The sequence below is a fragment of the Roseburia sp. OF03-24 genome (assembly GCF_003463035.1).
GTDB classification, from domain to species: Bacteria; Bacillota; Clostridia; order Lachnospirales; family Lachnospiraceae; genus Roseburia; species Roseburia rectibacter.
Genome location: NZ_QSCK01000087.1, coordinates 383 through 886 on the forward strand (window position 1 = coordinate 383; position 504 = coordinate 886).

A 504-nucleotide genomic window follows, 5' to 3' on the forward strand; every position below is an offset into this window, starting at 1 on the left:
ATGCAAACAGAATTGCCGGATTCATAATTATGGCATCGGATAAATGTCCGCATCAATAGAAATATGCTTTGATTTATTTTACCATACGTCATTCTTAGTATGCAACTGATTTAAAATTTCTTGTGCAGGTTGTACAAAAACATGGTTGCAGTTCACAGATTACCCTGCGGACTGTAACTTCGCAGCCCCATGTAAAGTTTTGCTTCGCAAAAGGAGCTGCTCACCCCCACATCATGTTCATACGCGCCTGAACAGCAAAGTGTTCAAGTGATAAGTGAACAGTAACAAAACAAGCTGCTATTTTTAAAGAAAGACAGGGTCCGGCAGAATATCAATCCGGGCACTGTCTTCCCTGTCATTTTCTAATAGTTACACACTTTAAATTTTTCTATTTGCTGATTTTTACTTTTTTCACGGACGAATATTTTCCATACACTTTTTTGCCTGTGGAATCCACTTTATAAGCCCGGATGCGCACATAGTATGTCTTTCCTTTTTTCAGTT